The sequence below is a fragment of the Polynucleobacter rarus genome, from assembly GCF_003072505.1.
GTDB lineage: Bacteria > Pseudomonadota > Gammaproteobacteria > Burkholderiales > Burkholderiaceae > Polynucleobacter > Polynucleobacter rarus.
Genome location: NZ_NTGB01000001.1, coordinates 284,408 through 309,444, shown reverse-complemented (window position 1 = coordinate 309,444; position 25,037 = coordinate 284,408). Strand labels below are relative to the sequence as shown.

26 protein-coding genes and 1 tRNA gene are annotated in these 25,037 nt (G+C 39.4%); 11 read left to right on the top strand and 16 right to left on the bottom strand.

Annotated features, from left to right (window positions below):
* Positions 1-41: 41 nt before the first annotated feature.
* The 3 genes from AOC35_RS01380 to AOC35_RS01365 all read left to right on the top strand — a co-directional run bounded on the left by AOC35_RS01380 (position 42) and on the right by AOC35_RS01365 (position 4,159).
* A complete protein-coding gene (locus tag AOC35_RS01380) occupies positions 42-1,013 on the top strand; it encodes a tripartite tricarboxylate transporter substrate binding protein (RefSeq protein ID WP_108645420.1) in 972 nt (323 codons plus the stop codon).
* A gap of 711 nt (positions 1,014-1,724) precedes the next feature.
* The gene (locus AOC35_RS01370) at positions 1,725-2,051 is read left to right on the top strand and encodes a hypothetical protein (protein ID WP_159077425.1); all 327 of its coding nucleotides are present in this window, start codon (positions 1,725-1,727) and stop codon (positions 2,049-2,051) included.
* Between the two features lie 41 nt (positions 2,052-2,092).
* Complete coding sequence (locus AOC35_RS01365; protein WP_108645417.1) at positions 2,093-4,159, top strand: DUF4116 domain-containing protein; 2,067 nt, start codon at positions 2,093-2,095, stop codon at positions 4,157-4,159.
* A 117-nt stretch (positions 4,160-4,276) separates the two neighbouring features.
* On the opposite strand, the gene AOC35_RS01360 is transcribed toward AOC35_RS01365, so the two are convergent.
* Positions 4,277-4,579 (bottom strand): hypothetical protein, encoded by a 303-nt coding sequence (locus tag AOC35_RS01360; protein WP_108645416.1) that lies wholly within the window; start codon positions 4,577-4,579, stop codon positions 4,277-4,279.
* Positions 4,580-5,220: 641 nt separating this feature from the next.
* On the opposite strand from AOC35_RS01360, the gene AOC35_RS01355 reads away from it, so the two are divergent.
* A complete protein-coding gene (locus tag AOC35_RS01355) occupies positions 5,221-5,460 on the top strand; it encodes a helix-turn-helix domain-containing protein (protein ID WP_108645415.1) in 240 nt (79 codons plus the stop codon).
* A 132-nt stretch (positions 5,461-5,592) separates the two neighbouring features.
* Here AOC35_RS01355 and AOC35_RS01350 read toward each other — a convergent pair.
* Positions 5,593-5,669 (bottom strand) — tRNA-Arg (locus AOC35_RS01350).
* A 22-nt stretch (positions 5,670-5,691) separates the two neighbouring features.
* Here AOC35_RS01350 and greB point away from each other — a divergent pair.
* Entirely contained in the window at positions 5,692-6,183 is a 492-nt protein-coding gene (greB, locus tag AOC35_RS01345; protein ID WP_108645414.1) for a transcription elongation factor GreB, read from the top strand.
* Here the strand turns inward: greB and AOC35_RS01340 are convergent.
* The 4 genes from AOC35_RS01340 to AOC35_RS01325 form a co-directional block, all read right to left on the bottom strand.
* A complete protein-coding gene (locus AOC35_RS01340; protein ID WP_108645413.1) occupies positions 6,180-8,474 on the bottom strand; it encodes a RelA/SpoT family protein in 2,295 nt (764 codons plus the stop codon). The two genes, greB and AOC35_RS01340, sit on opposite strands and share 4 nt — an antisense overlap.
* Positions 8,475-8,509: 35 nt before the next feature.
* Positions 8,510-8,713: a DNA-directed RNA polymerase subunit omega gene (gene rpoZ, locus AOC35_RS01335; RefSeq protein WP_108645412.1), complete on the bottom strand. Its 204-nt coding sequence runs from the start codon at positions 8,711-8,713 to the stop codon at positions 8,510-8,512.
* Between the two features lie 103 nt (positions 8,714-8,816).
* Positions 8,817-9,434 carry a guanylate kinase gene (gmk, locus tag AOC35_RS01330; RefSeq protein WP_108645411.1) on the bottom strand — a complete coding sequence of 206 codons (618 nt, stop codon included), beginning with the start codon at positions 9,432-9,434 and terminating at the stop codon, positions 8,817-8,819.
* Between the two features lie 20 nt (positions 9,435-9,454).
* Positions 9,455-10,393, bottom strand: a complete 939-nt coding sequence (locus tag AOC35_RS01325) for a YicC/YloC family endoribonuclease (protein WP_159077424.1) — start codon at positions 10,391-10,393, stop codon at positions 9,455-9,457.
* A gap of 96 nt (positions 10,394-10,489) precedes the next feature.
* On the opposite strand from AOC35_RS01325, the gene rph reads away from it, so the two are divergent.
* Genes rph through AOC35_RS01305 form a run of 4 tightly spaced genes read left to right on the top strand, consistent with a single transcriptional unit; the run spans position 10,490 to position 14,034 of the window.
* Positions 10,490-11,221 (top strand): ribonuclease PH, encoded by a 732-nt coding sequence (gene rph, locus AOC35_RS01320; protein ID WP_108645409.1) that lies wholly within the window; start codon positions 10,490-10,492, stop codon positions 11,219-11,221.
* Between the two features lie 3 nt (positions 11,222-11,224).
* A complete protein-coding gene (gene rdgB / locus AOC35_RS01315; RefSeq protein ID WP_245898391.1) occupies positions 11,225-11,866 on the top strand; it encodes an RdgB/HAM1 family non-canonical purine NTP pyrophosphatase in 642 nt (213 codons plus the stop codon).
* Entirely contained in the window at positions 11,863-13,104 is a 1,242-nt protein-coding gene (gene hemW / locus AOC35_RS01310; RefSeq protein WP_108645408.1) for a radical SAM family heme chaperone HemW, read from the top strand. The genes rdgB and hemW overlap by 4 nt, the downstream gene beginning before the upstream one ends.
* An 18-nt stretch (positions 13,105-13,122) precedes the next feature.
* A complete protein-coding gene (locus AOC35_RS01305) occupies positions 13,123-14,034 on the top strand; it encodes a ketopantoate reductase family protein (RefSeq protein ID WP_108645407.1) in 912 nt (303 codons plus the stop codon).
* Here the strand turns inward: AOC35_RS01305 and AOC35_RS01300 are convergent.
* The 9 genes from AOC35_RS01300 to ppk2 all read right to left on the bottom strand — a co-directional run bounded on the left by AOC35_RS01300 (position 14,028) and on the right by ppk2 (position 22,336).
* Positions 14,028-14,924: an alpha/beta hydrolase gene (locus tag AOC35_RS01300; protein WP_108645406.1), complete on the bottom strand. Its 897-nt coding sequence runs from the start codon at positions 14,922-14,924 to the stop codon at positions 14,028-14,030. The two genes, AOC35_RS01305 and AOC35_RS01300, sit on opposite strands and share 7 nt — an antisense overlap.
* Positions 14,925-14,951: 27 nt before the next feature.
* A complete protein-coding gene (locus AOC35_RS01295) occupies positions 14,952-16,085 on the bottom strand; it encodes a MalY/PatB family protein (protein ID WP_108645405.1) in 1,134 nt (377 codons plus the stop codon).
* 74 nt (positions 16,086-16,159) lie between these two features.
* A complete protein-coding gene (locus AOC35_RS01290; protein WP_108645404.1) occupies positions 16,160-16,891 on the bottom strand; it encodes a glutathione binding-like protein in 732 nt (243 codons plus the stop codon).
* Between the two features lie 53 nt (positions 16,892-16,944).
* On the bottom strand, positions 16,945-17,811 hold the full coding sequence (locus AOC35_RS01285) for a fumarylacetoacetate hydrolase family protein (RefSeq protein ID WP_108645403.1): 867 nt from the start codon (positions 17,809-17,811) through the stop codon (positions 16,945-16,947).
* Positions 17,812-17,900: 89 nt separating this feature from the next.
* On the bottom strand, positions 17,901-18,758 hold the full coding sequence (locus AOC35_RS01280; protein ID WP_108645402.1) for a fumarylacetoacetate hydrolase family protein: 858 nt from the start codon (positions 18,756-18,758) through the stop codon (positions 17,901-17,903).
* A 50-nt stretch (positions 18,759-18,808) separates the two neighbouring features.
* Positions 18,809-19,933, bottom strand: a complete 1,125-nt coding sequence (locus AOC35_RS01275) for an amidohydrolase family protein (RefSeq protein WP_108645401.1) — start codon at positions 19,931-19,933, stop codon at positions 18,809-18,811.
* A 14-nt stretch (positions 19,934-19,947) separates the two neighbouring features.
* The gene (locus AOC35_RS01270; protein WP_108645400.1) at positions 19,948-20,253 is read right to left on the bottom strand and encodes a YciI family protein; all 306 of its coding nucleotides are present in this window, start codon (positions 20,251-20,253) and stop codon (positions 19,948-19,950) included.
* Positions 20,254-20,302: 49 nt separating this feature from the next.
* On the bottom strand, positions 20,303-21,295 hold the full coding sequence (locus AOC35_RS01265) for a VOC family protein (RefSeq protein WP_245898390.1): 993 nt from the start codon (positions 21,293-21,295) through the stop codon (positions 20,303-20,305).
* Between the two features lie 144 nt (positions 21,296-21,439).
* On the bottom strand, positions 21,440-22,336 hold the full coding sequence (gene ppk2 / locus AOC35_RS01260; protein ID WP_108645399.1) for a polyphosphate kinase 2: 897 nt from the start codon (positions 22,334-22,336) through the stop codon (positions 21,440-21,442).
* 208 nt (positions 22,337-22,544) lie between these two features.
* On the opposite strand from ppk2, the gene AOC35_RS01255 reads away from it, so the two are divergent.
* Together AOC35_RS01255 and AOC35_RS01250 are read left to right on the top strand one after the other, a co-directional pair.
* Positions 22,545-23,327: a 3-hydroxybutyrate dehydrogenase gene (locus AOC35_RS01255; RefSeq protein ID WP_108645398.1), complete on the top strand. Its 783-nt coding sequence runs from the start codon at positions 22,545-22,547 to the stop codon at positions 23,325-23,327.
* A 514-nt stretch (positions 23,328-23,841) separates the two neighbouring features.
* Positions 23,842-24,189: a hypothetical protein gene (locus tag AOC35_RS01250; protein ID WP_108645397.1), complete on the top strand. Its 348-nt coding sequence runs from the start codon at positions 23,842-23,844 to the stop codon at positions 24,187-24,189.
* Between the two features lie 204 nt (positions 24,190-24,393).
* Here the strand turns inward: AOC35_RS01250 and maiA are convergent, their stop codons facing one another.
* On the bottom strand, positions 24,394-25,032 hold the full coding sequence (gene maiA / locus AOC35_RS01245) for a maleylacetoacetate isomerase (protein ID WP_108645396.1): 639 nt from the start codon (positions 25,030-25,032) through the stop codon (positions 24,394-24,396).
* Positions 25,033-25,037 lie beyond the last annotated feature (5 nt).

Sequence of the window (25,037 nt, the reverse complement as noted above, 5' to 3'; positions counted from 1 at the left end):
CATTCAATGATTCCGTATTGCTTCCCTAAATTGGAGCTCTTATGTTGAAGAAGCTTTTTGTAGCAACCATTGGTCTTCTCTGTTCTATGCTGTACGTGCAATCTTTTGCCCAAGAGTGGCCTGCCAAGAAAACTGTTCGCCTCATTGCCGTTTTTCCACCTGGGGGCTCTGTGGATGCTGTTGCACGTGTCATTGCTCCTGCCCTACAAGAACAACTGAAGCAAAATGTGATTGTTGAAAATATTGGAGGCGCTTCAGGTGTTATCGGTACAGCTGCTGTGAGTAATGCAGAACCCGATGGTTATACTTTTGGCGTGGTCTTTGACACACACGGTGTCAATCAAGCATTAAAAGAAAAACTACCTTATGACACCAAAAAAGATCTCGCACATGTAACCTTAATTGGTACCTCTCCAATGTTGATTGCTGCTAGTAAAGCATCTGGAATCACTACTTTTAAACAATTAGTCGATGACTCAAAAGCCGGTAAACCATCCAATTACGGCTCTATCGGTACCGGCAGTCTTGGTCACTTAGCCATGGCTAGTCTTGCTCAAAAGTCAAAATTTGAATGGACCCATGTTCCTTATCGCGGCGGTGGTCCAATGATGGCTGATGCTCTAGCTGGTCATGTGCAACTTGCAGTAGGTTCCTTGTATTTAATTAAACCGCATGTTGACTCCAATCGAGTCGTACCTCTTGCGGTCACAAGCCCTAAACGAACACCAGAGTTACCAAACGTACCCACTATTGCTGAAAGTGGCTTCCCAGGCTTTGATGCTCCAGCTTGGTGGGGTGTTATTGCTCCAGCCAAAATACCAAAGGATATTGTACAAAAAATGAATGCTGCGATGGTTGCTGTTTTAAAACGTCCGGACATTGCTAAAAAACTAGACGATCAAGGTATTGATATCGTTGCCGGCGGTCCAGAAGTATTTAACCCCTTCTTAGATAAGCAAATGGATACTTGGGGTAAGTTTATTATCGACAATAAAATCAAAGAAACAAATTAGTCCTACAATTTTTTTAATAAGTCTGAACACCATCCCCGCCCCATGAGGCGGGGATTTTTTTGCCTCCCAAAAAGCATTATCTATCTAACAACACCCTCTGCATTTTCTGAGCTGAAGCCACTTTTAAACTGCGCAGAGACTCTCGGTATCTACACTACCAAAAAAGATTGATGTCTTGCAATGCGCTTGGGTAATTTCTGATTAAACTCTTTTTCGTTCACTCTTTCTAATAGTGAATTTGAAATACTCCATAAATTTATTGATTGTCATGATGAAATTAATTCTCAACAAGCTGTCCTTTTTTTTAAATAAAGCAGATGTTTATCTTACAAACGATTTTTATATAGCAACTTTTTATTAACCAACTTATTGATATTTTTAAAGCATCTCTTTTGTGCTTTAACGGGTAAGACTTTGAAGAATCTGAAATATTTATCAAGGACAGGATCGATTTTCTCGCCTACCAAAAATAGACTGATTTTAATTAGGGATTGATGTTTCCTAGAATGGTTATTCGAACTGAAGTCAGTAATCCAGTTCGTAACAAGTAGTAATTTGTATATCTGTGTCATAGCTCTTGACTGATCCTACTAATCCGATTTGATCAAAGGAGATCTATTGAGGCAGATTATTTTTTTAATTAATTTAAGGAATTTTTAATGCGAATGAATATCAACCATCCATATCCAAATAGCATCGAAAGGAGCAAATTTGTTAAGCAGTTTTTTATTAATGTATCTAGCCGTTTCGACCGTCGAGACAATTATTTCTCATACCAGTTTAGAGAACCAATTTCGTCACTTTGTCAGAGAAAAAATAGATGATCTATCTCACCTCATTAGTTTATTTGCACAAAAGTCAATCCTACTTTTAGAGCGACTTGCCGATATTCTTAAAGAGGATCGATATTATTTTTACTTTGATGGTCAGCAATTTATTCCTTCCCCGGAATTCACTTTTTCAATTAACTCACACTTCATAGAGCGTATTACCCACTCAAATCTTGTCGAACTATTGTCATTAAATTGGCTAGTTTGATTTTTTATTAACTTAGATAGGCGCAAGCCACTGGAGTAATTATGTCTGTAACTTTTTTTAATCGTCTTATCGTTTCACCTGGAAAACAACATCGTGTTATTACTAATTTTATTATTGATGAGTTAGGTCTTGATCCTCATGATATTTGTAAAGTAGGTGACCATCTACGTTTTGAGTTCCTCATCGAGAATCGCTCTGCCATGCAAGAGCTCAGCGAGTTATCAAATAAATTTCCCAGCTATAACTTTGACCTAATTTGGTTTGTTGAAAAATGTACTTATGCAAAAGCGGTTCGGTACAAAAATCAACGTTTTTATCCAAGTTCCTATATTGGCTGGGGAATTCAAGATTATCTGATCAAAGATATCCCCCGCAATCGCGAAATAAACCATGTAGATATAGACTGGTCCAATCTTGAATATGATTTATTATTAGCCTCTGAACGCGGTGGCTTTTTAGAAAATACCAAAATCATTCCAGAACTGCTTCCATCAGATGTGCTTGAGGTTTTAACTTCACAGCACTTTTTACCTAGCTCACCGTCAGCCCAAGCACTCGTCCTATTTTTCCTCAGTGAGGATGGAGCAATCCAAGATATTCCAGGACATTATTTGACTCCTGAAATATATGCCGCTGGATTTCAGATGCAAATGATCCCCTTTGATTTAATACCAGACTCGATTAAATCAGATACATTTTTGGAAGATGCATGCCAAATAAGTGGTAAGGAGATTTACCAAAAAATTGACCCCAAACTATTAACCGAAGATATCTGTCTTGCCTCACTTACAACTGACGCGAATGCTATTTCTTTAAAAGATATCCCGACGGCCCTTCGAACTTTAATCATTTGTGAATTTGCACTGCAACTAGATATTAATCAATTTAGATACATCCCCAAAAAAATTCTAAGCCAGGATTTTTGTAATCAATATCCAGCGGCTTTGCAATTTATCCCCAGCGATTTCAAAACACTCGAGTTATGTAAAGAAGCTCTTAGTCTGAACGAAAGTCTTCTTGCGTTTGTCCCTAAGCATTTTATTAATAAATCTTTAGTGAATAAAGTAATTAAACAATCGAATACACCAAATCCATTTTTGGAGTTTGTGCCAAATGAATTGATTACTGAGCGTTTAATTAAAACTTTTATTAAAAAAAATCCTAGTGAATTTAAATACATTCCAGATGAATTTAAATCCTTCGACATCTGTAAGCGCTTTATTCTTAGGCATATAGAAAACTTACGATTTTCACCAATCGAGCTGATTGATGAGCTTTTAAAACATCGTACTATCAGAAATTCATACCTAAAACATCCACAAACATTAACGTTGCTGCCTAAATCCTTTTTAACTAAAGAGTTAGTTTTTGATGGATTTAAAGCTAATGGCATTCAATTAGATGAAATTCCGAACCATTTCATCTCACAAGATTTGATTATTCTGGCGATACGTCGTTTAAAAAATTTACAAGTAAAAAGTGGTTCTTCTTCGATCAATTACCATTCGATCGCAATCCAAAGTTCTAAACCTAAAATTTGGAATTTTGTCCCTGATAAAGTAAAAGATTATGAATTTTGTAAGATTGCGATTATCAATGCCCATCCCTCAATTGAATCCAATATCCTTATTTCTTTACTGCACAATACCCCACGAGAATTAGATGCATTCAATGAATCAGTCCATTGGTTATATTATTTTATTGAGAACAAGTTAAGTGTTTCCTTCAGGAACCAATATTTACATCGTTTAGAATTTTCAGACTATCTTGAAAAAATGATGGATGGCAGTGATGAAGGTGAGAATGAGTTAAAAACTTTTGTCACTCAACTTATAAAGGAAATCCCTCATACACGAAAACAGTTTGAAGCATACCGTGAAATTAGTGCAGCAGCCTGGTCATTATGGTTGGAGTTATGTGCTAATTTGTATCCCTCAGCGCTGGACTCTATTGAAAATACTGAACAAGTTTCTCAAGTTCCTCAATTTTTACATTACACCAAGCAGGTCAAGATATTGAATTTGTATTTACAACTTGGGGAGCAAGTAACAATTTTGAATGCTCCACCAATACAAGAATCCTTTGAAATATCTGAATCAGCTGGATAAAATGTTTCTTTAATTAAATTCTTGACTTGATTTTTGATTAGTATTTTTCAATGATTGAACCAAGGGAAGTGGTGGCCTGCTCTCCACTTCCTTATGGTTTTTAGGAAATCCTCTTGGTCAATCAACCAACAAGGTATATAAAGCCCAACCTACCGCTCCAATTCCAGTAGTAAACCATTTATTTTTACCTGTTAGTGGTTTTAAGTCTAATAACTGATGAATGGCAGGTCTACTTTTTGAGTTTTTATAAGAGGGCTGATTACTTTGATTTTGAGTGTAAATTTTCAAATAATCACTCACTACCTCATCCAATAAAGCATACAAAGGAAGATTTCTTTCTTTTGCCACATCTTTTAAACGGGATAATAGATGGGCACTAATTTGAGCTGTTGTTCTTCGGGTTGGCATAGGTTTTAACATTTCGTTCCAAAAATATCAATCTACCTAATATTCATCCTACAGAGGTCTGATTATTTGTCAGACTTCTCCTACTTTTTAATTAAACCGTCACCGCACCGCTTTTAAAGAACAAGTGTGGTGGCTATAGACGCTTGAAAATATCCTTAAGGGCTTTACAGGCTGCTTCATTTTTAGTCAAAAATAAATACACAAAAAATTGAATGTGAATTAACTTCAATTACTACGGCTAAATTTACAAATTCATCAAATTATTTTTTTTTAGATTTAAGGTAATTAATGAATAAAGTATTTTTTTTAGTATTTATTCGACCTGATGATCCTCAAAAAACTCTTTATTAATATAGGATATCAAGCAAAGAAGTAATTTCTAATTGAGGAATCCTTCATATTGGATATTGATTTTAGAAGTAAATCATTTTTTACAATTGAGGAAATCCCTTACCTCAAAAATATAACTTCAAAAGTTGAATATAAAATTTATTTATATTGTAATTTCGCAGATATGATGATTAAAAGAACATTAATATCTTATGCCTAATCAATACTACATAAATTTACATACTAAAACTCTTATTGAATCTATTCGGATTTTTCACCAAACTTTTCCAGTCAGTTCATCAGTTTCAAGTATAGAAATACTTATGCATATCATCTTACTCACTTCAAAAGATGAAGTGATCACATTAAAAAAAATCTACAACTCAGTCCCTTACGCAGAAAATACTGTAAGAACTTATTTACGTGAACTTTTTAAGTCTGGTTGGATTACTTTCATTGATGGCCATGATGATAATCGCGTGGTTTGCTTAGAAATCACCCCCAAATTTTATCGAACCTTGATCCAACTCAGTGATTTAACCATGCCAAAGCCAAGTCCATAAATTATTTAACGATAATTTATTATTCAATATTTAAGCGATATTTCACTAAATAACCAGCACAAGATACTGAATTATTCTTTCAAACCCATATAAATAAAGGGTCTTGCAGTGATGCAAGACCCTTTAAGTTGATGGTGCGGCTGGCAGGAATCGAACCCACGACCCCTTGGTTCGTAGCCAAGTACTCTATCCAGCTGAGCTACAGCCGCGTAGCCTGCTATTATGCCATAGATGGAAACAAAAAACTACATTACACCGCTTGGATACGAAAAAATTCGTGAAGAATTACTTCATTTGCTGAATATAGAAAGACCTGAAATTGTAAAAATTGTTCATTGGGCTGCTAGTAATGGGGATCGCTCTGAAAATGGGGATTACCAATACGGGAAAAAACGCCTTAGAGAAATTGACAAAAGAATTCGATTTTTAAATAAACGGCTAGAATTTGCTGAAGTTGTAGATCCCGCTATTCGGGAAAGTACTGATCAAATCTTTTTTGGAGCCACGATTACTTATTGCAATATTGAAGATGGCCAGGAAAAAACCATTCGCATCGTTGGTGTTGATGAAATCAATATCGAAAAAGGCTTAATTAGTTGGATTTCTCCCATCGCTCGGGCAATGATAAAAAAACGGATCGGTGACGAAATCGTTTTAGAAACCCCTGATGGTCAGCAGACTTTAGAGATTCTAGATGTGGTTTACGTAGAGATTATGTACTAATGGCTTTTTGTTCTGGCCACTCGCACCACATCTAAGTTATGCCTTAGAGTACGGATGACTCGGGCTAAATGGACTCGGTCCTTGATTTGTACTCCAAATTTGATGGTTGCTGAAGACTCTGAAAAGCTATCATCCATACTAACGTGATTAATATTGGCATCTGCAGTAGTAATGCTATTAGCGACTTTAGCTAAGACGCCTTTTCGATTAGTCACATCGACTCTGAGAGGCACTTCAAACTCTCGATGGACTTCAGGCGCCCAGTTAATTTCAATCCAATTATCAGGGTCTTTGCGATGCGCTTTTCTAAAATAACTACAGTCATCCGTATGAATATGTAGACCTTCACCTTTACCCAAATAACCAATAATCGTATCCCCTGGAATTGGGTGGCAACAAGTAGAATATGCCACAGACATTCCTTCAGATCCGTCCACTACGAGCACTGGATGATTTTGCTTGGCACTTAGCTCTTTCTCATCCCAGTCTTGCTTGTCTAAGCGTAATTGTTGGTGATTACCGACCTCTTCTTCGACGAATAACTCAATCCGCTTGGCCAGCACTGGTGCAGATCTTCTACCAAGGGCGATATCACTCAAAATTTCGTGACGATTACGGGCACCCGTCCAGTGGAGAATTTTTTCCCAAATTAATGCAGAAATGAGACCAAGATCGACCTCCTGATGTCGCAAACTTTGTAAAAGTAGTCTTTCACCCAATTGAATTGACTCACCAAGGCTCTTCGTCTTTAATGCATGACGAATTGCAGCGCGGGCACGGCCAGTCCTTACAAAAGTCAACCAAGTCGGATTAGGGTGTGAATAAGGGGCAGTAATGACTTCAATGATGTCCCCATTTTTAATTTCCGTACGCAAAGGTAATTGATTTCCATTCACCTTGACAGCTACGCAATTATTGCCTAAATCACTATGCACAGAATATGCAAAATCAAGAGCAGTGGAACCCCTTGGTAATCCTCGAATATGACCTTTGGGGGTAAATACATAAACAGAGTCAGGGAAGAGATCAATCTTCACATGCTCTAAAAACTCTTGAGAGTCGTGACTCGCATCTTCTAAATCAATTAACGATTGAAGCCATTGATGAGCGCGCTTTTGGACTTCAGACATTTCTTCTTTGCCGTCTTTATAAACCCAATGTGCAGCAACACCCGCATTTGCGACTTGGTTCATAATTTTGGTACGGATTTGAAACTCAATTGGCATACCAAAGGGTCCGACCATCGTCGAATGTAGAGACTGATAACCATTCAGTTTTGGAATTGCAATGTAATCCTTAAACTTACCGGGCATGGGCTTAAACATGGCATGCAAAATACCTAGCGCACGATAACATTCATCGTTCGTCGCAACGATTACCCGAAATCCATAAACATCTAAAACATCTTGAAAACTCAAATGCTTTGATTTCATCTTATGATAAATACTGGCAAGACTTTTTTCACGTCCATAAATATCGATTTGAAGACCAGCTTTATCAAACCATTTACGCACATCTTCCAAAATCTTGTTCACGGTCTCTTTACGATTGCCACGTGCCTTTTTAACTGCCTTTTTGAGTACCTCAGAGCGCATTGGCCAAGCATTGTGAAAACTCAATTCCTCAAGTTCTCGGTAAATCATATTTAGCCCCAAGCGATGCGCAATAGGAGCATAAATTTCACTTGTTTCAATTGCTATCCGGTGTCTTTTAGACTGAGACATGAACCCTAAAGTTCGCATATTATGAGTTCTATCAGCGAGTTTAACGAGGATTACTCGGATATCTTTGGCCATCGCCATAAACATCTTACGAAAGCTTTCAGCCTGGGCTTCAGCATGACTTTGAAATTCAAGTTTATCTAATTTGGTTAGGCCGTCTACTAGTTCAGCAACTTTAGGACCGAAGATTTCGATTAACTCTGCATGGGTTCGACCCGTGTCTTCAATCACATCATGAAGTAATGCAGAAACGATGGAATGAACATCTAACTTCCATTCTGCGCAAAGTTCGGCGACCGCTAATGGATGCGTAATATAAGGCTCACCACTTTGACGGTACTGACCTAAATGGGCTTCATCAGAAAAATGAAATGCTTTTTTAACCAGCTTTAACTCAGCAGCAGTCAAATAATTGAGTTTCGCAGTTAAATCCGCGATGCTGATTACTTGAAGTTTGGGGGGTTGAAGGGGTGCAGAAGTCGGTCCAAATAAATGCCTACTAGACTTCTCCAACATTGCAGCAATAATCCCGTTGGAATCAGGGATATTTAGCAATGTATCTTTCATCATAGTGGATGACGGACTTGCCCCCACGAGAGCACTCCTTATAGAGGTACTTTAGAGAGCATATCCCGATCTGTCATACCAGCGGCAATTTCACGCAAGGCGATCACAGTAGGCTTGTCCTTCGATACAACGCGCGGTGTATGACCTTGTGCCAATTGACGAGCACGATAGGTTGCTGCAAGTACCAAATCAAAACGATTTGGAATGCTTTTTAAACAATCTTCAACAGTAATTCTTGCCATGATATGAATCCTAATTCTTAATTGACCCTCATCTTTAAATAGAATAAAGGGTGTGATAACTTACATTCTACTCTAAACAGCGCTAAATTGAGCTAGAACCTTATTAACCTTGAAGTTCACTTACCAAATGAGCGAGCTTACTGACTTGTTGGTGAGTTCTTAACCTGCTTGCACAAACTATATGGCGTAATTCCAAAAGTGCGTTATCAAACACTTCATTGACGACTAAATAATCTGCCTCTTCTAAATGACTAAGCTCTGCATGGGCTGCAGCTAATCTCTTCTCGATCGTTTTCTCATCATCTTGACCCCGTCTACGTAAACGATCTTCGAGAACTGCAATGGATGGCGGTAATATAAAAACCCAAGTAGCTTGTGGCACGATGCGTTGAATTTGTTGAGCGCCCTGCCAGTCAATTTCAAGAATCACATCTTGACCAAGTTGCATTTTCTCTAAAATCCAGGACTTCGATGTTCCGTAATAATTACCATGTACGAGAGCCCACTCTAGAAAATCGCCACTATCTTTACGTTGTAAAAATTCTGTTTCAGAAATAAAGTAATAACTCTCACCATTTGTCTCACCGGGTCTAGGTTTTCTAGTAGTAAAAGAAATTGACAAAGTCAGGGCAGGATCTGTGGCCATCAAAGCTGCCACTAGGGATGATTTACCTGCACCTGAGGGGGCTACGACCATAATCATACTGCCACTGTAACTCATATTATTCGCTCCTCACTGGATCATTCCAAGTTTTGCACTTGTTCACGAATTTGTTCAACGAGTAATTTTAATTCCATCGAGGCATTACTCGTTTCTTGATGAACTGATTTTGAACCGAGGGTATTACTTTCTCTTTGTAATTCCTGCATCAGGAAGTCTAATTTTTTTCCAACTGGCCCGCCTTTATCCAGAGTATTTCTAACGGCATGGAAATGAGTCTTCAAGCGAGCAATTTCTTCTTCAACATCAATCCGAACGCCGTATAAGACGACTTCTTGACGAATTCGGTCTGATAAGTCTTCGTGATTAAAACTACGTCCTTGTTGGTCGATGCCGTTCAATACCGCCAATACTTTTTCGCATAATTTCTGCTGATAAGTTTGAATGATTTTAGGCAGTAAAGGTTCAATCTCCAGAATCATCGCATCCATCTGATCCACTTTGTTTAAAATTACATTTTTTAAAGCGTTTCCTTCTATCGCCCGGCTTTGCATAAAAAGCTTTAAGACCTCGTCTAGTCCTAACAGCACAACTTCTAATAGCGCGTCCTGATCTAATTCCTCTTGAATCATGACACCAGGCCATAGCAAAACATCTTTAACGGATAAAGGTTTTGAGCCGGGTAATTCTTTTAAAATCAAAGATTCTGTTGCTTTTAAGCTTTGAATGAGTTGGGTATTTAATTTTTGCTCTTGGGATTTACTATTTGTATCTTGCCCAGATGAATCAGCTTCTTTTTGGATATAAATCTTAATTTCAACCTTACCTCGATTGAGTTTTTTACCAATCATCTCTCGAATAGCCTGCTCAGCGAAACGCAGTTCATCCGGCATTCTAAAAGTAATGTCTAAAAAACGAGAATTCACAGACCGCAGTTCAAAATGAACTTGTCCGTGATTCTTGGCTCTCAAAATTAAGGGGTGACGGTAAGCCCCAAATCCCGTCATGCTATTAATCATTGGATTATTGTAAAGTGTTGTGTGTCCAATGGTATTAAAATCAATAAAATTGTGCAAGGCACACTACAATCACTCCTTTTAATTACTGAAATAACCATGACAACTTCAAATAGACCTAGCAAAAGACTGAATAATGAACTACGAAAAGTACAAATCCAGCGTGGCTTTACGAAACATGCTGAAGGTTCAGTATTAATCTCGTTTGGAGATACGCAAGTTTTATGCACTGCCAGTGTTCTAGAAAAGGTTCCACCTCACCAAAAAGGTAAAGGGGAAGGCTGGGTTACTGCTGAATACGGTATGTTGCCAAGATCAACACACACCCGTAATGATCGGGAAGCGGCTCGTGGCAAACAATCTGGTCGTACTCAAGAAATCCAACGTTTAATTGGTAGATCTTTAAGAAGTGTCTTTGATTTAAAACTATTGGGCGAAAGAACAATCCATATTGACTGTGACGTAATTCAAGCTGACGGTGGCACTAGAACTGCCTCTATTACTGGTGGTTTCGTTGCAGCCAGGGATGCGGTGAATCAACTTCTTGAAAAAGGTCTGATTGCCAAAGACCCTATCCTCGATCATATTGCCGCCATTTCAGTTGGTATCTATCAAGGAGTGCCTGTCACCGATTTAGATTACGCCGAGGATTCAGCCTGTGATACAGATATGAATATCGTCATGACGGGTAAAGGTGGTATTGTTGAAATTCAAGGTACTGCAGAGGGATATCCTTTCTCACAAGCAGAACTCTTACAACTTTTAGAGTTAGGCTCAAACAGTATTGGACGTTTAGTAGAAATTCAAAAGGAAGCCTTCAATACGAAGTAACTTATGCAAACAGAACTAGACAAGCATTTGATGACCCAATTTTTAGGGTCAGATCAATTAGTTTTAGCAAGTAATAATCAAGGCAAAGTTACTGAGTTTTCTCGACTTTTAAATCCATTAGGACTTACGGTTCTTCCCCAAGGTGATTTACAAATCCCCCCTGCTGAGGAACCTTTTGCGACTTTTTTCGAAAATGCACTGACCAAAGCAAGGCACGCAAGCCTTGCTAGTGGATTGCCAGCATTAGCTGATGACTCGGGTATTTGTGTAACAGCGTTAAATGATGCGCCCGGCATTTTCTCAGCCAGGTATGCTGGAATTGGGGCAACTGATCAAGAAAATAACCAATTATTAATTCAGAATTTACAAGGCGTGACGAACCGAAATGCGCATTATGTTTGTGCACTTGTACTGGTTAGAAATCCAAATGACCCTGAACCAATTATTGTGAGTGCGCAGTGGCGTGGAGAGGTCATCGATGAAGCGCGTGGCACAGGTGGTTTTGGCTACGACTGTCACTTTTATCTCCCTCCGTTTGAAAAAACAGCAGCAGAGATTTCACTCGAATTAAAAAATATCATGAGCCATCGTGCCTTAGCAACTGAACTGCTTATTCAAGCTCTGATTGATCGATCAACTTCATGAATCTCATTCCTGAACAACCTGTCGTTTGGCTAAAAAAAGCACAGACTAAGTCCTCAGTTACTCAGCTAACCTCCCTGCCCCCTTTGGCGATCTACATTCATTTTCCTTGGTGTGAAAAAAAATGTCCTTATTGCGACTTTAATTCCCATAATGCGCCGGCACAAGATCAGTTTGCTGAGGCGCAAAAACTTTATATTGAAGCTTTAATTTTAGATTTAGAAAATTCCTTACCTCTCGTATGGGGCCGAAGAATTCGTTCCATCTTCATTGGTGGGGGGACTCCGAGTCTTATTTCTGGACCCAACCTTGATTATCTGCTAGCGGCTATCAGAGCGCGCATTCCCATGGATGCAGATATCGAAATTACTTTAGAAGCGAACCCAGGTTCCGTTGAGTCCGCTAATTTTGCTTCTTACGCTGCTAGTGGTGTCAATCGTATTTCCCTAGGTATTCAGAGTTTTAATGATGAACATTTGAGTCGTCTAGGCAGAATTCATCGGGCTGAAGAGGCCAGAGAAGCGATTAAGCTTGCGAAACACTATTTTCCAAAAGTGAATATCGATTTAATGTACGCTCTGCCAGGGCAAACTCCTTCGCAAGCACTATCTGATTTACAAGAAGCCTTGAGTTATGACACAGGGCATCTTTCCTTGTACCACTTAACGATTGAACCCAATACCTATTTTGCAAAATTCCCGCCCACGATTCCGGATGAAGATACCGCTTACGATATGCAAGACCAACTTCTGGAAGAATTAAATAAGGGTGGCTATGCTCGCTATGAAATTTCAGCTTTTGCCAAACCGAATGCCCGCTGTCAACATAATGTGAATTATTGGGCTTTCGGCGATTACTTAGGGATCGGGGCTGGAGCCCATGGCAAAATTTCTTCTGCGAATCAGATTTTAAGAACTGTCAAAGAGCGGCACCCAGAAACCTATTTAAAAAATATTTACTCCCCCAGTAAAGCCCTGATTGAAGAGAGGGTCGTGCAAGGGTCAGAACTACCTTTTGAATTTATGCTCAATGCACTGCGCTTAATTGATGGTGTACCAAGTCATTATTTTGCCGATCGAACTGGAGTTGAAATCACGCAAATTTTGCCCCAGATGAATCTGGCTATCGAAAAAGGCTTATTAGAAAACAACCTTCAACAGTTGCAAGCGACAGCCTTAGGCTTACAATTTTTAAATGATTTACAAGAAATTTTTTTAGATGAACCGGATCTTGGCGATTAACTGCGAAGAGGTGAAGAAATGATTGCAATTCTCGGCGCAGGAGCAGTTGGCTGTTATTACGGTGGCCTTATCGCAGCTAGCGGCCAGGAAGTGGTGCTGATAACTAAAGCTCAGCGGGCCAAAATCATCAAAGAGCAAGGCTTACGGATTAAGTGGCCTACCTATACACAACATATTCAAATAAATGTAAGGGATGAGTCTCAAGTCATTCAAAATGCTAAAGTAGTTTTTATCTGCGTTAAAGCAAATCAAACTAAGGTGGTCGCAAAACAAATTCAACCTTATTTAGCAAAGAACACCATCGTTCTGAGCATGCAAAATGGCTTACAAAATGCTGCTAGGCTTTCTGAGATTTTAGGTCGCCCTATCGATGTTGCGATGATTTACGCAGCCCTGTCTATGAGTGCTGAAAATGAAGTGTCTTACCAAGGGGGTGGCAAGCTCGTTCTGGGCAGGCCAATTGACTCAGATAATACAGATCATGACTTAAATCAATTAGCTGGAATTTTTCAACGGGCTTCTTGTCAGGTCAGTATTTCATCCAATATTAATCATGACTTATGGAGTAAGTGGATTATTAATTGTGCTTTTAACGCCCTCTCCGCAATAGGCAAAATTAATTATCAAGACCTAGTCCAGCAAGCTAATATCCCCGAGATGATCGATGCAATCGTGCAAGAGTGTTTTGCGCTCGCTAAAGCGGAAAAAGTCTCCTTAGATGAGCAATTTATCCTCAATCAAATTCAAAATGTAGCGATTCAGTGGCCTCTACAAAAATCCTCTATGGCGCAAGATTTAATGGCAAAACGGCCCACTGAAATTGCCGAGCTGAACGGCTTAGCGCAAGAAAAAGGGGCTTTACTCAATGTGCCAACGCCATTGAATACTTTGCTAACTACCCTAGTTAAAATGCAAGAGCGACTTTACTGAAAGTGCTGATCTAAAAAGGCACCTAAATCATCAATTGCTTTACTGGCCTCGGGCATCATGCCAGCGAGTAATTGCCAGACATGCCACATCTTCGGCCACACCTGAATTTGCGCTTCTAGTCCAGCCTCAAGGGCGCGACGATGGAGCACCAAAGCATCATCTAACAGGGCTTCATAATCTCCCACTTGAATCAGCATGGGTGGCAGGTTTTTTAAATTCGCAAACTGCGCAGAGATTAACGGGTCTGTCAGTGGATGTTCCCCTGCATAGGTTTTAGCAGCATTGATTAAGCGCTGAGGATCCGCAAAAAAGGGATCGAAAGCACGCTTGGTTTGATGCGATGCATTACTGCTGGTTAAATCCGTCCAAGGCGATAACAAACCCAACGATACTGGCATGACATCGTTAGCATCTCTTAGGACGAGAGAAGCGCCAATGGCTAAGCCTGCACCAGCGGAGTCGCCTGCCAAGGCAATCGGTCGATCCACAAATTCGTGTTGAATATGCCGGTAAAGTCCAACGGTGTCATAGAGGGCAGCAGGATAAGGTCTTTCGGGGGCTAAAGGGTAGTCAAACACAAATACATCAGCACCACTAGCCTTTGCTAAATGCGTGCCAATAGCTCGGTGAGATAATGCTGAGCCCAGTGCATAAACACCGCCGTGTAAATAGATGATAATGCCGCGATTTTTATGCTGAAGGGGTTGAATATAGTCCCCTGCATGAATACCAAAGTTCCTTCTCTCAAGAGTCGTCTCTTTTGCAAAATTACCCCGGTCCAAAGCGAGTTGATCATAAGCTAAACGACGCTGCTCAAAACTCAAAGACTTCATTTGAGCAAGTAGACGCTTAACCTGATAGTAGTAATACCTGGATCGTAAACTCTGCATAATTTAAAACTTTCTAAGATTTTGGCTTTAATTTTTTTCTACAACCTTCGACATCCTATCCAAGGCTTCTTTTAACAGCGCTTGATTGGTGCCGAAATTTAATCGAAAAAAATCATTCGAACCAAATTGCTGACCCGGAGAAATGGCAACCCCTGCGCTCAAAAAATCTTGGTTCAATTGTTTATTATTTAATAGGGTAGCATCAATCCACGCTAAATATGTCGCATCTAAATGAGCCATCTGTAAACCTGAATGAGAATCAACCCAATTTTTTACGATTTGTCGATTTTGACGAAGATAATTTAAAAGCTCGACATGCCAAGCCTCACCGCCTTGCATTGCAGCTAAACTTACCTCAAAAGCGAGGGCATTAGGTCCTGGTACTAAGGTATGTAAATCTTTAGCAAATTGATTTCTTAAATTTGCATTCGGAATCACCGCCCAACCTAAACCAATACCCGGAAAATTAAACGTTTTATTGAGTGACATCAGACTCATCGTCAACTGATGAGGATCAACCTCTTTACCAATCGGAATATGTTGCAGATCTGGATCAAGAATTAAATCAGCGTGGATTTCATCAGAACAGATGATCAGCTGATGTTCTTGCGCTAAGGCATTAATTTGTGCAATTTCAGTAGTGCTCAATACGGTGCCGCCAGGATTATGAGGGTTGCACAACATCAATAGACGCGTATTGGGTAAGATCAATTTTCTCATAGCGTCTAAATCGATCACCCAGCGATTATTCTGCAACCTATAGGAGTAAGTGCTATAAGCATTCTGAGAGCCCTCTAGAGCCATGTGAAAGTGATGATATGCAGGAGATGGTATTAATGCGTGCTCACTAGGTTTCAATAGATTTCTAGCGGTCATATGCAGGCCACTAACTACACTAGGAATAAAAACTAACCAGTCTTTCTCAATCGCGTATTGATACCTTTTTAACAAATAGTCTTGGATCGCCTCTTTGAATTCTTCCGAGGCATGTGTATACCCATAAATAGGGTGTTGTATTCTTCGCTCAAGGGCTTCGGTGATGCAATCAGCCACAGCAAAATCCATATCTGCTACCCATAAAGGAATCACATCTTTGGCATACTTATCCCACCTTACTGAGTTGGTATTTTGGCGAGAAATAACTTGATCAAAACGATTCATCTTCCTAGTTCTTCAAAAAAAAACCTGCAAGGACTCCCTGCAGGCTCATAGTTAAAATTACAAGCAGATTGTAATTAATGCTTTTTATATTGAGTAGCACCAAATAACATTTCCTTAGCTTTATCGTCATGCGTGGGGGCTCTTAAGCTTTGCAAAACTTCTACTCCACGCATCACTGCAGGACGCTCACTAATCTGCGTAAACCACTTATATAAATGTGGATAATCCGTAATCTCAACGCCTTGATTTTTCCAAGAGCGCAACCATGGGAAAATGGCGATGTCAGCGATAGAGTATTCCTTACCAGCAATAAAAGGATTTTGTGATAACTGCTTTTCAATCACCCCATAAATACGTTTAGATTCATTTGTATAACGATTGATCGCATATTCAATTTTTTCAGGGGCATAAATTCTAAAATGGTGAGTTTGGCCTAGCATCGGACCAACACCCCCCATTTGGAACATTAACCATTCCAATACCTTAAAACGATCATGATCATTTTTAGGCATGAATTTCCCTGTTTTCGCGGCCAAGTACATCAAAATAGCACCAGACTCAAACAAGCTAATGGGTTGATTACCAGGACCAGCATTATCAACCATTGCAGGTATTTTATTATTAGGGCTAATCTTTAGAAACTCAGGCGTAAACTGCGCACCCTTACCAATATCGATTGCATGCACATCCCAGTCACGACCCAGTTGTAGACCACACTCTTCAAGCATGATATGAACCTTATGGCCGTTCGGGGTCGCCCATGAGTAAAGCTGAATCGGCGCAGGTTGTTTGTTAGTATCAGTCATAATCATTCACAATCTAAAAGTTACGTGCGGGTTATCGCAGTAAGGAAATTTCCTTAAGCGTTTGCTATTGGGTTACTCAGGATACCAATCTTTTCAATCTCAATTTCACAAACGTCTCCCTCTTTCATGAAGATAGGAGGCTTTCTGGCATATCCAACTCCTGCTGGCGTTCCAGTGATAATCACATCACCTGGCTCAAGCGTCATGACTTCAGAGAGAATCACTAAAACTTGAGAGACAGAGAATAAAAAGTCAGCGGTATTACCGTCTTGTAAAACTTGTCCGTTTAAGCGAGCTTGGATTTTTAAACCATCTCCACCAGCTGGCAATTCATCTTTCGTTACCAACCATGGACCAAAACTACCAGTCTTATCAAAGTTTTTACCTAAAGTCCACTGAGTTCCCTTACGTTGAAAGTCCCTAACAGAACCGTCGTTATAGCAAGAATAGCCAGCAACACAATCCAAAGCATTATCGGCAGTTAAGTGACGTGCTGTTTTGCCAATAATGACTGCTAGTTCAGCTTCATAATCAAAGCGCTCTGAAGACTGCTTCGGCACTAGCATTGGTTGCTGATGGGCAACTTGGGATGAGTTCACACGAATGAAAAAGCTTGGGTGATCTGGAGTAGCGTGACCACCTTCTTTTGCGTGATCCGCATAATTAAGACCAACGCAGATAATCTTGCTTGGATTCGCAATTAGAATATCGTACTTTAAACCCGCAATGGATGCTACAGCTGACGCTGGAGCATTCTTCAAAATTTCTGCTAACTTTACTTCCCAGTCGGCTTGAGATAGTAAATCAACCATATTATTGGCGTGCGCATAACCTGCTAACTCTAGATCGATATATTCTTGTTCGTTCTTCAACAGTCCTAAAGTGGCTTTACCTGCTTTTTCAAATGTAAAAATTCTCATGTTGCTCTCTTAAAAAAAGACTCTTTAGTTCCTAAAGAGTCTGTGCGTCAAAATAATATTACTTAATCTGCTTAAACTGAATATGCTTTTTAAGCTTCGTCGATTACTGGGTTACTTAAAATGCCCATACCTTCTACTTCGACTTCGCATACATCTCCAGCCTTCATAAATACTGGCGGCTTTCTGGCAAAACCAACGCCAGCAGGAGTACCAGTAATAATCATGTCGCCAGGGTGTAATTCCATCCCCTCAGAACAAGCAACTACTAAAGTAGCTACGTCAAAAATCATATCGCGCGTATTAGCTTTTTGCATTACTTGCCCATTTAAACGCGTAGTAATGTCCAAACCAACTACACCTAAAGGCAATTCATCAGCAGTAATAAACTCTGGACCGAAACCGCCACTGCGATCGAAATTCTTACCCCACATCCATTGGCTTGAACGGAATTGGAAATCACGAATTGAGCCATCATTAAATAAGCTATAGCCTGCTACGTGATCAAGGGCATTCTCCTTAGAAATATACTTACCACCTTTACCAATAATGGCAACAATCTCGCCCTCATAATCAAACTCGATAGAAGCTTTTGGACGCTCGATGGCAACACCATGTGCCACCCATGAAGTAGGATAGCGATGGAATAAAACGGGTTGTGTTGGCGGTGTGAAATTTCCTTCATGGGCATGGTCAACGTAATTCAGACCAATAGCAAATGCTTTATGCGGATGATGTAATGGCGCCATTAACTGAACGCTAGATAAAGGCAGACGAGTTGTCGCTTTTTCTAATGCAGCTTTAGCAGAAGCCATACCAGCAGCGCCGAGACGTAATAATTCATCTAAAGTTCCAGGTAAACCTAATTTGGTTAAATTAATTACTTCATCACCAACTCTAGCGCCAAGTGCAGGATGACCATCAGGGGTCTTAAAGCGTACAAATCTCATCGTTTTTCCTTAAAAAAATTAAAAAATCTAAAAATGAAGCAACTAATTACTTAAGCTTTCTTTAATAAAGCTAGAGCATTACGGTATTTTATCTGCTCAAGCAACTCTTTACTAAAGCCTTGCTGATTCAATGCCTCAACTTGAGTAGCAATGGGGACATAAGGGTAGTCGCTACCATACGTTATTTGGGTGGGCGGAATCAATTTTAACAATGCGGCCATGCTAGATGGATGTGTTGCATTCGCGGTATCGTAATAAAGTCTCTTTAACTCCGCTTCAATCCCGTTGGGTGCAAATTTTGCAGTCGATTCCTTATTTCCGTGAAAATAATTAATTCGTCCCGCAAGCATCGGAATCGTTCCACCAGCATGCGAAAACAACCACTTAATATCCCTAAACTTGAGTAAAGAACCTGTTAAGAGTAAATTCACTACAGCTCTAGTCGTATCATGCGGCACTTCAATGACGGATCCATAAGTACCAGTATCAAGCCTGCCGCAACAGGTTGCAGTCAAAGGATGAAAATAGACGACGGCTTTGCGTCGATTCAACTCTTCAAAAATAGGTGCAAAGGAAGGATGACCTGGCCACTTATCACCATAATTCGTTTGAATACCAACCCCGTCTGCCTTGAGCACGTCAAATGCGTAATTAATTTCCCGTAATGAACTTTCTACATCGACCATCGGAATAGCAGCAAAGAGTCCAAAGCGACCAGGATATTTCTTTACCATCCCAGCACCGTATTCATTCACTTCTCTGACGATATCGATGATGCGGGGCAATTCGAAATTAAACCAAACACCAGGTGTAGAAGCTAGGGATAAAATCGATTTTTTTACCCCACCAGCGTCCATGGCTTCAACTGCTTTGTCTTGCGTCCAAGCCACTTGAGTGGGGAAGTGAGGAATATTGTATTTATCATCCCAGTCCAACCATGCTTTTTGATAGGATGGTGAATAAAAGTGATGGTGGGTATCAATTACTTCTGAATCAGCAGCAAATGCTGAATTTAGATTGAATGCACCAGCTCCGCCAATCACCGCTCCGGCACCCAAACCACCCAATTGTTGAATAAAACTTCTGCGGCTTGATTGACCCTCTTGACCATTATGTAACTTTAATCCATTACAACCGCAACTGAATTGCCGGCATTGCTGAGACGTATTTATCATGAGTTAACCCTTGGTTATAAGCTAGGTGGAAAACCAACTTTTTGCGGCCACAAATTTTCAAATGGATAAACACTCACCGTCGCGTATACCCCAGCTTTTGTAAACGGCTCGTTACGAATCCATTCATTGGCAGCGGCGCGATCCGGAAAATCAATCACTAGCAAGCTGCCTACCATCTCTTGATCATCATCCGACTTCAACGGTCCGGCAAAAGCAACCTTATCGGCCATTTTTGCTAAATAATCTTTATGGATTGGGCGCAGCTCTAGTCGCATCGCGGTTGCATTGGGTTTGTCAATTAAATGAAACGCAAAAATCATTACTATCTCCTTAGGATTTTTTCTTATCTTTAAATAATTTTTAAGATGATTAATTAGTTGGTGTACGATTCGTTACAAACTCTTGACCACTAGCTTCGTAATTTAAACCAAAGTCTGGTTTCACATCGGGTCCCCAAGCATATAAAGAGTCATCTGGTGGATGATTTGCTGCGGGCCAATCGATGGTGTGGGGGACAAAATCAATATCAAAACTGTATTCACAAAAGCCGCCCCATGGATCTTGAATATAGCGGAAATAATTAGAGCCTAATACGTGACGCCCCACTCCCCAACCTTCTTTAAAGCCAGCAGCTGCCATTTGCATGGAACCTAAGCCGACTTCATCAATTGAATCAACAGCCCAACTAGCATGATGAAAGCCATAATCGTCCGATTTTAAGAACGCCAATAAATGGTGATCACTGCCATGTGGAGAGTGTACAAAAGCGATTAAATCGTCACCGGCAGAATCCGACATTCTTAGCCCTAAGACGTCCTCATAAAAAGCTAAGGAAGCTTTCACTGATTTAGTGAATAACAGAACATGCGATAAATATCTAGGATGAACCTTTTGAACCTTCGATTTATTGGGTGATCTACCAGCACCATTCGATTCGGGCGCAAAGACTCTATTTGGAGGCATTGATGGAGAGGATTTTTCGCAGACCTTTATTTGAATTGGAAAACCATCTGGCGCATTTATCCACAATCCCTCGGAACTAGATGGATCCATTGAAGCTATTGTTGGGATACCTTTAGCCTTAAAGTGATTCTTGAATGCTTCAAAATCCTCGGCATAAACGCCCATAGTTAGCCATTGCAAACGTTTTTTTGGCCCTAAAATCACACGTCCATAGCGGTGCGCACTACTATAGGTATATAGTCCTAGTGCATCTCCCTCACGCTCAACGCGAAGTCCGAACAAAGAATAAAACTCTTCGGCAACTTCTAAATTAGGTACTGCAATCACAAACTCATCGACTGAATGGACGGCTAAGACTCCAAGTCTTTTTGTTTGTGCCATCGTTAAAGGCTTATTCATTCCTATTCCCCTTTATATTTAATCTATATTTTCTCTATTTTAGTAGTTGTTATACTTTACTCCAAAATAAATGCTATTCTCGAATAAAGTAAAAAAAACCGCTATTTGCTTAGCGGTTTTCAAAAGCTCAATTTTCGTTTTAAATCAATCCACAAAACGGTCGGGTACGTACATTTCTGCTGGAATCGGTCCGCGAATATAATCCGGGTTATGCACTCGCTCTGGCAACTCTATATGTGGATGATCTACTTCGCCATAGGGAATTTGCGACAAGAGGTGGCTAATACAATTAATACGCGCTTTTTTCTTGTCATTGGCTGCAACAATCCACCAAGGTGATGACGGAGTGTGCGTTTTTTCAAGCATTGTTTCTTTGGCTTTCGTATAAATTTCCCATCTCGCGCGAGACTCTAAATCCATTGGTGAAAGTTTCCATTGTTTGAGCGGATCATTAATTCTCATAGTGAATCTAAGATATTGCTCATCATCAGAGATAGAGAACCAATATTTAATCAAAATAATTCCAGAACGAATCAACATGTTTTCAAACTCTGGAACGTCGTTAAAAAATTGGTCGTATTGCTCGTCAGAACAAAATCCCATTACTTTTTCAACACCAGCACGGTTGTACCAGCTACGGTCAAATAGAACGATTTCACCACCAGCAGGTAAATGGGATACATAACGCTGAAAATACCATTGTGTTCTCTCACGCTCATTGGGTGCTGGCAATGCAGCCACTCTACAAACACGTGGATTTAATCGTTGGGTAATACGTTTGATTGCCCCACCTTTACCAGCAGAGTCACGTCCCTCAAAAAGAACCACTACTTTTAATTTTTTGTGGACAACCCAGTCTTGTAGCTTTACCAATTCTCCTTGAAGTCTCAATAATTCTTTAAAATACATGAGCCTTTTATCACGGGAATCACCACCCTCAGAATTCCCAAGCCGATCATCATCTAATTCCATTTCAAGCTCTTCATCAAGACTATCGAGCATTTCTTCATGCATGCGTAAAGTGAAATCAGAATTTGTCATAGCATTCCTTCGGTTAATTGATTTTTTCAGTTTCTCAATTATTTATTACATTTTGGTGAATCTTAACGAAAAAACCCTCCCACAAGACATTTCTCAAGTCTCGGCCAATTGGATTTTGTTATGATGAAATCAATAAAAAAACAATACAGTTTTTTAAAGTTGCTTGGTCAATATAAATAACTACTCATCTTTGTAAAAAGGAATATGTATGTCAAATCTTAAAACAGTTTTAGTCACAGGATCAACAAGCGGTATTGGCGAGGGAATCGCTAAACACTTTGCTGCTTTAGGTCACAATATTATTTTAAATGGCTTTGGCGATACGAATACGATTGAACAACTGCGCAGCGATATTGCTAAACAATTTGGGGTAAAAGTACGTTATTACGGCGCTGATATGTCAAAAGTTGCTGAAATTGAGGGGATGATTCAGCAGGTGGAAGCAGAATTTGGATCAATCGATATATTAGTGAACAATGCTGGGATTCAACAAGTTTCCCCTGTTGAAAACTTTCCAGTAGAAAAGTGGGACGCTATTTTGGCCATCAATTTATCAGCTAGTTTTCATACGATTCGGTGCTCGCTCCCTAAAATGAAAGAAAAAGGCTGGGGAAGAATTCTCAATATTGCATCAGCGCATGCTTTAGTTGCCTCCCCTTACAAATCAGCATATGTCGCAGCAAAACACGGTATAGCTGGTCTAACTAAAACTGTTGCTCTCGAAACTGCTACGTTTGGCATTACGATGAATGCTATCTGCCCAGGCTATGTTTGGACGCCCCTTGTCCAAAAGCAAATTCCTGAAACCGCTAAAACGCGAGGTATCACTGAAGATCAAGTCATTAACGATGTGATGCTACTTGCACAACCCACCAAAAAATTTGTTACGATTGAACAAGTTGCTGCCTTAGCAGGATTTCTAGCTTCTGACATTGCCGCTTCTATTACTGGCTCGATAATTCCTATCGACGGTGGTTGGACAGCACAATAGAATGTGTAAAAATTAATTTAAGCTTTTGGGGTTTACTTATTAGACTTATTAGAGAGTTCAAATGGGGGAAATTCAGCTCCCTTTTTTTTAATAAAAACTGATGTAAATGCTTAAATGTCTAACTTGGAGAAATAAGAATTTAAACAAAATGGTTAAAAATGCATTGAAATTAAAAAATTTGCGTAAAACAACGTTTTTTTGTTCGAAATAAGTATTAATATTAGTACTAATACTAATAAACATTCTTATTTATTTAATTAAAATGACTTATAGATAGTATTTTTTATTTGTTGGAATGGATACTATTTGTAATTAATTTTTTTAACCAATGTTTTTTTGAGAAACCAAGATCAACCAAAAATTTTATGGCTTTTTTTGGAATCATTTGTTTTAAAATATTATAATTATCTATATACTTAAACATTATAAGAATGTACCAAACGCAGGGTTCGGTACTTACTTGAAAGTTTTACTTATATAGCTGTGAATTAAATGCTAACTGAAGAAAACATATATGCAAAATATAAGTGAACAACGTCGAGACCTAGAATTACGTAATTCCGTAGATACCTACTTGGAATGGATTAAAACTCACTTTAAAGAAAGTTTATATTCTTCTGGAACTTGGGATGATCAAAAGGTTAGTCAATACTGTGATGGTGTTGCTATCTCGAGTAGAGACAAGTTTCTACAGGTGGTTGTTGGTAAGAATAAAACTCATATTTTCATTGCGAAAAGTAACAGTAATAGCAATGGAAAAGTATTAAAGCGTGGTGACCTTATCAAGAAAACCTTGCTAGGCAGTCCTAATCCAAAAGTTGTCATCGGCAATATTCTAGAAGATAAATACGCTTTTAACTAAAAAACCAATACTAAAAGACTCGCGAAAATAAAATCCTATAAGTCAAGTCTTTATCAATTTGGATCTTCTATAAATTTCTTTCAATTTTGAATCTTAATTTCTGAGTTTTTGACATCACTTGTTCGTTTTCTGTGAACTAACTCTGATATACCTTCTAAATACATCTCGGTAAGTTCGTCCCCAAAAATTATAAAACTCTTGACACTATGATGCGTCTGGTTGAGCGCTCGGCTTTGCTAATTGGAATTCAGGTAACTGTAAACAGTGCTGATTGATTTTTGAAATAATAGGCCAAGTTGAGAGATCTACGTTAAAGCGCATAGCAGTTTCAACCTGCGCAATCAAATAAACATCCGCAATCGTCGGTGAATCGCCACAGCAAAAATCACCATAATAAGCATGTCTACTTAATTGCGACTCAAACGCGTTGAATCCATCAATAATCCAAGTTTGACACCACTCATTAATGGCTTTCTCGTCTTGACCCATTTCTTTGCGAAGTCGCTCTAATACTCTGCGATTACTTAGAGGATGCATATCACAGGCAATAATTGCTGCTAAGGTTCTGACATAGATCCTTTGTTTACTATCCGCTGGAATTAAGGCTGGCGTTGGATAGGTTTCTTCTAACCATTCAATAATTGCAGGTGTTTGAGTTAAAACTTCATCACCCACGATTAAAGCCGGTACAAAGCCTTGAGGATTAATTTTCCTAAACTCTTCACTAAAGTGCGCTTCTTTACGAAGATCAACCGGTAAATATTGCGTTTCTAAACCTTTTAAGTTCAATGCGATTCTTAAACGGTGAGAAGTTCCACTTCTAAAAAAACTATATAGCTGCATACCTT

Excerpts from the sequence above, each read along its gene's own strand:
- hemW (WP_108645408.1), top strand. The coding sequence starts at position 11,863 with ATGAATCTCATTCCTGAACAACCTGTCGTTTGGCTAAAAAAAGCACAG.
- gmk (WP_108645411.1), bottom strand. The coding sequence starts at position 9,434 with ATGAGTTACAGTGGCAGTATGATTATGGTCGTAGCCCCCTCAGGTGCA.
- AOC35_RS01295 (WP_108645405.1), bottom strand. The coding sequence starts at position 16,085 with ATGAATCGTTTTGATCAAGTTATTTCTCGCCAAAATACCAACTCAGTA.
- AOC35_RS01285 (WP_108645403.1), bottom strand. The coding sequence starts at position 17,811 with ATGAGAATTTTTACATTTGAAAAAGCAGGTAAAGCCACTTTAGGACTG.
- AOC35_RS01300 (WP_108645406.1), bottom strand. The coding sequence starts at position 14,924 with ATGCAGAGTTTACGATCCAGGTATTACTACTATCAGGTTAAGCGTCTA.
- AOC35_RS01305 (WP_108645407.1), top strand. The coding sequence starts at position 13,123 with ATGATTGCAATTCTCGGCGCAGGAGCAGTTGGCTGTTATTACGGTGGC.
- AOC35_RS01355 (WP_108645415.1), top strand. The coding sequence starts at position 5,221 with ATGCATATCATCTTACTCACTTCAAAAGATGAAGTGATCACATTAAAA.
- AOC35_RS01270 (WP_108645400.1), bottom strand. The coding sequence starts at position 20,253 with ATGATTTTTGCGTTTCATTTAATTGACAAACCCAATGCAACCGCGATG.
- maiA (WP_108645396.1), bottom strand. The coding sequence starts at position 25,032 with ATGCAGCTATATAGTTTTTTTAGAAGTGGAACTTCTCACCGTTTAAGA.
- AOC35_RS01340 (WP_108645413.1), bottom strand. The coding sequence starts at position 8,474 with ATGATGAAAGATACATTGCTAAATATCCCTGATTCCAACGGGATTATT.
- greB (WP_108645414.1), top strand. The coding sequence starts at position 5,692 with ATGGAAACAAAAAACTACATTACACCGCTTGGATACGAAAAAATTCGT.
- rph (WP_108645409.1), top strand. The coding sequence starts at position 10,490 with ATGACAACTTCAAATAGACCTAGCAAAAGACTGAATAATGAACTACGA.
- ppk2 (WP_108645399.1), bottom strand. The coding sequence starts at position 22,336 with ATGACAAATTCTGATTTCACTTTACGCATGCATGAAGAAATGCTCGAT.
- AOC35_RS01380 (WP_108645420.1), top strand. The coding sequence starts at position 42 with ATGTTGAAGAAGCTTTTTGTAGCAACCATTGGTCTTCTCTGTTCTATG.
- AOC35_RS01280 (WP_108645402.1), bottom strand. The coding sequence starts at position 18,758 with ATGAGATTTGTACGCTTTAAGACCCCTGATGGTCATCCTGCACTTGGC.
- AOC35_RS01265 (WP_245898390.1), bottom strand. The coding sequence starts at position 21,295 with ATGAATAAGCCTTTAACGATGGCACAAACAAAAAGACTTGGAGTCTTA.
- AOC35_RS01360 (WP_108645416.1), bottom strand. The coding sequence starts at position 4,579 with ATGTTAAAACCTATGCCAACCCGAAGAACAACAGCTCAAATTAGTGCC.
- AOC35_RS01325 (WP_159077424.1), bottom strand. The coding sequence starts at position 10,393 with ATGATTAATAGCATGACGGGATTTGGGGCTTACCGTCACCCCTTAATT.
- AOC35_RS01275 (WP_108645401.1), bottom strand. The coding sequence starts at position 19,933 with ATGATAAATACGTCTCAGCAATGCCGGCAATTCAGTTGCGGTTGTAAT.
- AOC35_RS01290 (WP_108645404.1), bottom strand. The coding sequence starts at position 16,891 with ATGACTGATACTAACAAACAACCTGCGCCGATTCAGCTTTACTCATGG.
- AOC35_RS01255 (WP_108645398.1), top strand. The coding sequence starts at position 22,545 with ATGTCAAATCTTAAAACAGTTTTAGTCACAGGATCAACAAGCGGTATT.
- AOC35_RS01365 (WP_108645417.1), top strand. The coding sequence starts at position 2,093 with ATGTCTGTAACTTTTTTTAATCGTCTTATCGTTTCACCTGGAAAACAA.
- rdgB (WP_245898391.1), top strand. The coding sequence starts at position 11,225 with ATGCAAACAGAACTAGACAAGCATTTGATGACCCAATTTTTAGGGTCA.
- AOC35_RS01250 (WP_108645397.1), top strand. The coding sequence starts at position 23,842 with ATGCAAAATATAAGTGAACAACGTCGAGACCTAGAATTACGTAATTCC.
- rpoZ (WP_108645412.1), bottom strand. The coding sequence starts at position 8,713 with ATGGCAAGAATTACTGTTGAAGATTGTTTAAAAAGCATTCCAAATCGT.